At 37.0% G+C, this 6,459-nt stretch carries 5 protein-coding genes; 1 reads left to right on the top strand and 4 read right to left on the bottom strand.

Annotated elements, in window-relative coordinates:
* Window positions 1-112 precede the first annotated feature (112 nt).
* The 4 genes from IQ236_RS18260 to IQ236_RS18245 all read right to left on the bottom strand — a co-directional run bounded on the left by IQ236_RS18260 (window position 113) and on the right by IQ236_RS18245 (window position 5,118).
* Entirely contained in the window at window positions 113-1,096 is a 984-nt protein-coding gene (locus tag IQ236_RS18260) for a GNAT family N-acetyltransferase (protein WP_193870616.1), read from the bottom strand.
* A gap of 748 nt (window positions 1,097-1,844) precedes the next feature.
* A complete protein-coding gene (locus IQ236_RS18255; protein WP_193870615.1) occupies window positions 1,845-2,975 on the bottom strand; it encodes an esterase-like activity of phytase family protein in 1,131 nt (376 codons plus the stop codon).
* Between the two features lie 61 nt (window positions 2,976-3,036).
* Entirely contained in the window at window positions 3,037-3,510 is a 474-nt protein-coding gene (locus IQ236_RS18250) for a YidH family protein (RefSeq protein WP_193870614.1), read from the bottom strand.
* Window positions 3,511-3,558: 48 nt separating this feature from the next.
* Window positions 3,559-5,118 carry a TM0106 family RecB-like putative nuclease gene (locus IQ236_RS18245; RefSeq protein ID WP_193870613.1) on the bottom strand — a complete coding sequence of 520 codons (1,560 nt, stop codon included), beginning with the start codon at window positions 5,116-5,118 and terminating at the stop codon, window positions 3,559-3,561.
* Window positions 5,119-5,215: 97 nt separating this feature from the next.
* Here IQ236_RS18245 and IQ236_RS18240 point away from each other — a divergent pair, with 97 nt between their 5' ends.
* Entirely contained in the window at window positions 5,216-6,382 is a 1,167-nt protein-coding gene (locus IQ236_RS18240; RefSeq protein ID WP_193870612.1) for an aminotransferase class V-fold PLP-dependent enzyme, read from the top strand.
* Window positions 6,383-6,459: the final 77 nt, after the last annotated feature.

Here is a 6,459-nt window from a genome sequence, read left to right as displayed (position 1 = left end):
GAAGAGGGAAATTATTAATGTCTGACTCCCTCACTGTACCCTTTAGCTTGCACTCTGCATTGGGTTCTTTTTCCCGATAACCGACAACCTACACCCCTATTCTATACGCTCTTTAAGCAGTTGCTTGTTGGGGGAAAAGTTGGCTAAGGTTTTGACGGGATAGGGGTTTGACCCAGGAAAACCAGGGGGTTACGGGTTTAAAATCAACCGATTGATAGAGCTTTGTAGCTCCTGTTAAACTATCAGCATCAACGCTTAGTTTAGCAGTGGTTACGCCTGCTTTTTGCAGTTGAGATAAACCTGCCAAAAGGAGGGTTTTTCCTAATCCTAATTTCCGAAATTCTCGTCGTGTTCCTAACCATTCAATCCAACCAATTTGATCGCAATTTAAGTGACATCTACAAAAAGCCGCAAATGTGCCATTGGGTGCAACTGCAACTAAATCTAATTCCGGTTGATAAGTCGGTTGATTTTGCCAATATTCGGCTTGTTCTAGGGTTAATTCGTGATGATCCCAATGGTCAATAAAGGAGTCATTAAACAAATCAACCCAGGCTGAAAGGTCTTGTTTGCAATGAATATGAGATAATTTAAAACCTGATGGAAGTTCGGGAATAGAGAGGGGAGATTCTAAGGATTTCGCCATCGTAATAAACTGCCGATCTACGTTAAAACCTCGTTGTTTGAGTAACTCGTTTTGTTCGGTTTGTTGTTCTAAACTGTAGGTTCTTAATTGCACGGGACACCGTTTTTGTTGTCCGATTTCTCGAATACGGGTTTCACACCACCGCATCATTTGTTTGCCTAAATTGCTGGCTCGGACACTAGGATGAATATACAATCCAAAATATCCATCAATTCCAGTTTTAGAGGCTTGGGGTTCAATTCCAACTAATCCCAAAAGTTGACCTTTTACATCTGTCCAAAGACGGATATCTTTTTCGGGGTTAACCGTTGGAGAAGAGAGTCCTAATTTTAAGTCTGCTAAACTTTCATCTTCTGTGAGATGATCTACGGTTTGACAGGCTTGAAATAAATTAAAAATTGCAGACCAATCTTTTTGACCTTCGTAGGGTTTAATAATTAAAGAATTCATAACAAATTGTTCCGAAAATTCGGAAGTTTTGACTTAATCTCGAACCGATAAATTTGCACCAAAAACTAGAGGTTGTTCTTCAATACAACCTTTATCAATTCTCTATTCAATGTTGATAATAGAGAATTTAAACCAAACTCTATTTGAGCCAAAAACCCTTTAGGAATAAGGTTTTACGACTAAAATCAGGATAGTTTTAGGGTTAAAAATTAATGATGACGATAAAACTCTGTTTCCTGTGGGTAACACAGAAATGTTCAGGTTTTATCAAATTAGACACTCATAAAAAAGGGTTAATAAATCAATTAAATTTTGTTCTCTAACTTGACTTCTGCATCGGCTAAATGGATATTGCCAGTTCGACCACTGGCTCTTGGAAAGTCACCAAACCGAATGCAAGAGTCTTGATCATTTGATTAAATAGGTTTTGTCTCGCTAGGTAAAGAAGAATTTCACCTCCAATGAGGTCGTTTTGTTAATTCACCCTCAGACCTGACAACCGCAGGCTGGATGACTCCATTTGAGTGTGATTGGCTAATGGCGGACGTTCCTAATCTAAGGATAGCTGATCCCCCCAATCTGTTGTCAAGTTTCCAGGGTTAAGCTTTGGTTATGTAGTGAGTCCTTTAGGACTCTAAGCCCTGAAGGGCTTACTACTGTAGTGAGTCCTTTAGGACTCTAAGCCCTGAAGGGCTTACTACTGTAGTGAGTCCTTTAGGACTCTAAGCCCTGAAGGGCTTACTACTACTCAAAGCCCTGAAGGGCTTACTACTGTTAGATGATTCAGTCTTAATGCTATGATTTGGGTTGTTTGTAGAGTTGTAAAATTATTATCACTGATTAAAATTAGCGATCGCCCTGTTTCGGGTAAGGAAGATCCCCACGTTAATCCTTCAATATTATCAATCGGAATATTTAAACGGCTTAAATTCAGTAATAAAGTTTTTTCTGCGGGTATAATTTCTGTATTGACTTCCTTTAAACTGGGCAAATCTTGAATATTATCTGCTTTTTCTAAAGAAACTAAAAACAATTTAATTGTATATCCTAAACCTAAAGAAAAAGATCGTTCTAAACTAATTAAATGAGATTCATCAATCGCTAATAAATCGACTAAACCCTGTCTGTTATATTGTTCTGCTATAAATGAAGAATTGGCTAAAGGATCGGTAATATACAAAAACTCGGCATCGGGTTGATTCGTTTGTAGATTATATCGCAAAATTCGACAAGGACTTCCCTGGTCTAAATTCGCTATTTCTCCATCTTGAATTAAGGCGTTTTCATTCCCGGTAAATAGATGGGTTTTATCAGGTGTCACCGTTAAACTTTCAAAGGCTAAATTAGAACGAACGCCTCGGTTTTTCTTCCCATTCCCATCAAAAAACTTTTCAGGAATGGGTAAAGTTCTCAATATTTTACCGTCCAGGGAAAATTCTTGAATAAAAGGGGAAATATTTTGATAGAGGTTCCCTTCTGAAGCAATAAAAACACTATTTTTAAAAAATGTAATTCCTTCAGGATCAAGACTATTTTTAGGAAAGGGTTTTCCCGTTTCTGTTAATAGTGTGGTAGCCCCGACTACACTCACCCCTGTTTCTGAAAGGGAACCCGAACTTAAATCAATCTTGAGAGTATAAAATCGAGCATCATTTTTATCACTGGGATCATCGGATATGGCATAATAAACTTGTTGTTCGGGGTTATAAGTAATACCTGATAAACCACCGACTTCTGTATTATTATAGAGTAGTCCTGTTGGTAAAGTAGCTTGTCCAATTAAATCAATTACTGTTGAAATCGCTACACTAGAGGTGCTGAAAATTAAAAAGAAAATTAAGGTTAAAATTAACAGCAGACAAGATAATAAAATTTTCATTAGATTTGCCTATTTTAATAAAGTTTAGGGATAAAGAATTAATAATCTATTCTTTTCTATTCTAATATCGAAGATTGATTAGAACTTGAGTAATAAAGGGTAAAGTCTTTTTGCTTGGCAAATTTAAAGAGTTGGGAACAGTTTTTTGAGGTAAATCTCGACGGAGAAATAAGGGTAAACTCATTAATCCTAAAATAATTACAATCACTGTCATCATCCAAATTAATAAACGGTTGGGTTTATAATTCGCTTGTTCAATTTGCCAAAAAACTTGATTATAATTCCAAGCTGCAATTACAGTAATCATCATTCCGGTAATTACTAAAATAATCCCCATATTATCAGAATTAAAAATAGGATGACTAGGGGGAATTTTTTCGGTAAATGAGGTTTGCAATTGACGTAAAAACAAACTAAATCGAGCGATCGCAAAACCTAAAGCAATTAAGGAAATAGACGTTCTTAACCAAGCCAAAAATGTCCGCTCATTGGCTTGATGTTCTCGCTGACGATCAATTTTTTGTTGTTGATTCATAAGTTCTATATCTCTTAAAAATTTCTCTTGATAAACTCCATTTTGGGGTTAAGCATTAAGAAATTCTGTTAGCCATTCTTTAACATGAAATGTAGCACGACAATCATCTTCATTATATTGTACAATGGCATCTAATAAGGTGCGATCGCCTGTTTTTAACCATTGTTCATACCAACAAACAGATTGAGCACCATTTGCTTTGGGATCTCGCCATTCAAACCCTAACCATTTTGCTACAGGTTTAAGGGCGTAACTTTCCACAGGAAGTGTTACCGTTTCTGTCATTTTTTGATGAAGATCAATAAATCGTTTTAATACTGGTTTCCACCAATAATCCGGGGTATTATAAATTGTAGCTAATCGTTTAATGGTCTTCGGTTCATAATCACAAAAATGAAAAATAGGGGCGATGGGATAAGCCCAAACCAACTCTAAAAACTGTTTCCAAATTAATTCTTCTTGAGTTTTATCTTCCGCTAAAAAGGGATAAAATTTCTGTTGATTAGATCGCCGATCTATCACTAGAAGACCATGCAAATAATCTAAATTCAATTCCGGTTGTGCTTCAATATCAAAATAAATCTCAACCGGAAATTCTTTTAATTTGGTTTGATAGCTATCTTGAAAATTATCTAACCAATAGCTAGAATTAAAATTTTGCTCAAAACTGATAAATTCTTCCTGACGTTTAAGTGCTTTACTTTCTAAATTAGATTCAGCTTGTTTAATAATTTGTAAAGCAATTCCTTCTGCAAATTCGGGATAAATTTCTAATTGCTCTGGGGTAGCTTTCGCCAAGGTTTCTACAGTAGGTAAATTCAATTCTTTTAACCGTAGATACCGAGTCGGAGTAACACCCGGAATTAAAGAAATATGATTTTGCGATCGCGCGACCTCCAAACAATAACTATGCCATTGACACAAATTACATTTTTGTCTAGCAATAAAAACTTCCGGTTCATCACGAGATAACGCCATGTTTAAATAATCATTTAAAACCTGATACATTTGCGGAAGACGTTGCTCTAAATTAACCGAATACGGAGCCTTATCTCGTAAAATTAACCAACCAGTTTCCGGCTGGACTCCTTGAATTGATTCTAATAAATAAGCATGAAAAGCAGAAATAATTTGATAATCGAGTTTAGGACGTTTCCCTAACTTAATATCGTGAGAAACATAAACCCAATCTCCAAATTGAGAATATCCGGGCTGTTTCACTAATAATTCAGGAGAACTCACTAAAGTAATCTGAATCATTTCATCAGATTCTATTAATGATCCATCTAACAAAATTTCAGAAAGGTGTAGAGACGTTGCATGCAACGTCTCTACTTTCAGCAAAACCCCCTGATAAATTCGATCAACGCCTTGCCGCATTAACTCTAGGGTTTGTTTAGCTCCCAACTCCCAATTTCCAAAAAAAGAGTCTATTTTAAAATAAGGATAATGAGATAAAATACTTTTTTGATAAGCAGAACTATCCTGCATCAATTTTAGTAAAAAATCACTAGGAGGATCTTGTTGAGAACTATCTCCATAACGCTCTAAAAATGCACGCCTCTGACAGCGTTGATACAGCAATAGTTGTTTATCGGTGATTAACATAATTATTTCGGTGTCAATGATCAATGATGAGTCAGATATCCTCTTCACCTTAAACTTAAAAGTGTCCTTTGACGAAAAATAACGAACCCTTAATATTATGACAACTCCTTCCCTAGAAACCTATCGCCAACAGTTTCCCGCCTCAGCCAATAAAGCCTATTTTAATTATGGCGGACAAGGGCCGTTACCCCAGGTGTCAATGGATGCTATTATTCAAGGGTATAACGAGGTGCAGTGTTCTGGCCCTTTTTCGGCTAAAATTAATCAATGGCAAAAGCAAGAAACCCAGTTAACTCGCAATTTAGTCGCCACTGAATTAGGAATTTCCCCCGAAACCCTGTGTTTCACCGAAAATGTTACCGTTGGTTGTAATATTGCTCTGTGGGGAATCGATTGGCGATCGGGAGATCATCTGTTAATTTCAGATTGTGAACATCCGGGAATTATCGCAATTGTTCAAGAACTTCAACGTCGCTTTGATTTGCAAGTTTCGTTTTTTCCGTTGAGAGAAACCTTAAATCAAGGTGATCCAGTGGCGATGATTTCTGAGTATTTAAAACCGAATACTCGTCTATTAGTCATCAGTCATATTTTATGGAATACAGGTCAAGTTTTACCGCTAACAGAAATCGTTAAACTCTGCCATCAAAATTATAACACAAAAGTATTAGTTGATGCGGCTCAATCCGTTGGTGTTTTACCTCTTCAATTAACAGAAACAGGAGTTGATTTTTATGCCTTTACAGGTCATAAATGGTTATGCGGGCCAGATGGATTAGGGGGGTTATATGTGAGTGCTGAATCTTTATCCGAATTGTCTCCAACCTTTATCGGATGGCGAAGTATTATTAACGATGCACAGGGAAAACCGATTGCTTGGACACCCGACGCTAGACGGTATGAAGTCGCCACTTCAGCCTATCCATTATATGCAGCATTACGCCATGCCATTACCCTGCATCATCAATGGGGAACTGCACGCGAACGTTATCAAAAAATTTGTCAGAATAGTCAATATCTTTGGCAAAAACTATCAGAAATTCCCCAAATTCAATGTTTAAGAACCTCTCCCCCCGCAGCCGGATTAGTCTCCTTTCAACTCACCAATGAACAATCCCATCAATCCTTAGTCAACACTTTAGAAAACCAAGGGATTTTCCTACGAACCCTCCTCGATCCCAATTGCGTTAGAGCCTGCGTTCACTACTTTACCCTTCCCTCCGAAATGGATCAACTCATAGAAGCGATAGCACCGAACAGGTAGGAAAAGACGGATGTATTGGCTGTTAACGGTTAACAAACAGCTAACAGCCAATAATCAACTTTTTCAAATTTTTCTTA

This window comes from Planktothrix mougeotii LEGE 06226 (assembly GCF_015207485.1).
GTDB lineage: Bacteria > Cyanobacteriota > Cyanobacteriia > Cyanobacteriales > Microcoleaceae > Planktothrix.
This window is presented reverse-complemented; position numbering and strand designations above follow the sequence as displayed.

Coding starts and splice junctions, on each gene's coding strand:
- IQ236_RS18260 (WP_193870616.1), bottom strand. CDS start 1,096: ATGAATTCTTTAATTATTAAACCCTACGAAGGTCAAAAAGATTGGTCT.
- IQ236_RS18255 (WP_193870615.1), bottom strand. CDS start 2,975: ATGAAAATTTTATTATCTTGTCTGCTGTTAATTTTAACCTTAATTTTC.
- IQ236_RS18250 (WP_193870614.1), bottom strand. CDS start 3,510: ATGAATCAACAACAAAAAATTGATCGTCAGCGAGAACATCAAGCCAAT.
- IQ236_RS18245 (WP_193870613.1), bottom strand. CDS start 5,118: ATGTTAATCACCGATAAACAACTATTGCTGTATCAACGCTGTCAGAGG.
- IQ236_RS18240 (WP_193870612.1), top strand. CDS start 5,216: ATGACAACTCCTTCCCTAGAAACCTATCGCCAACAGTTTCCCGCCTCA.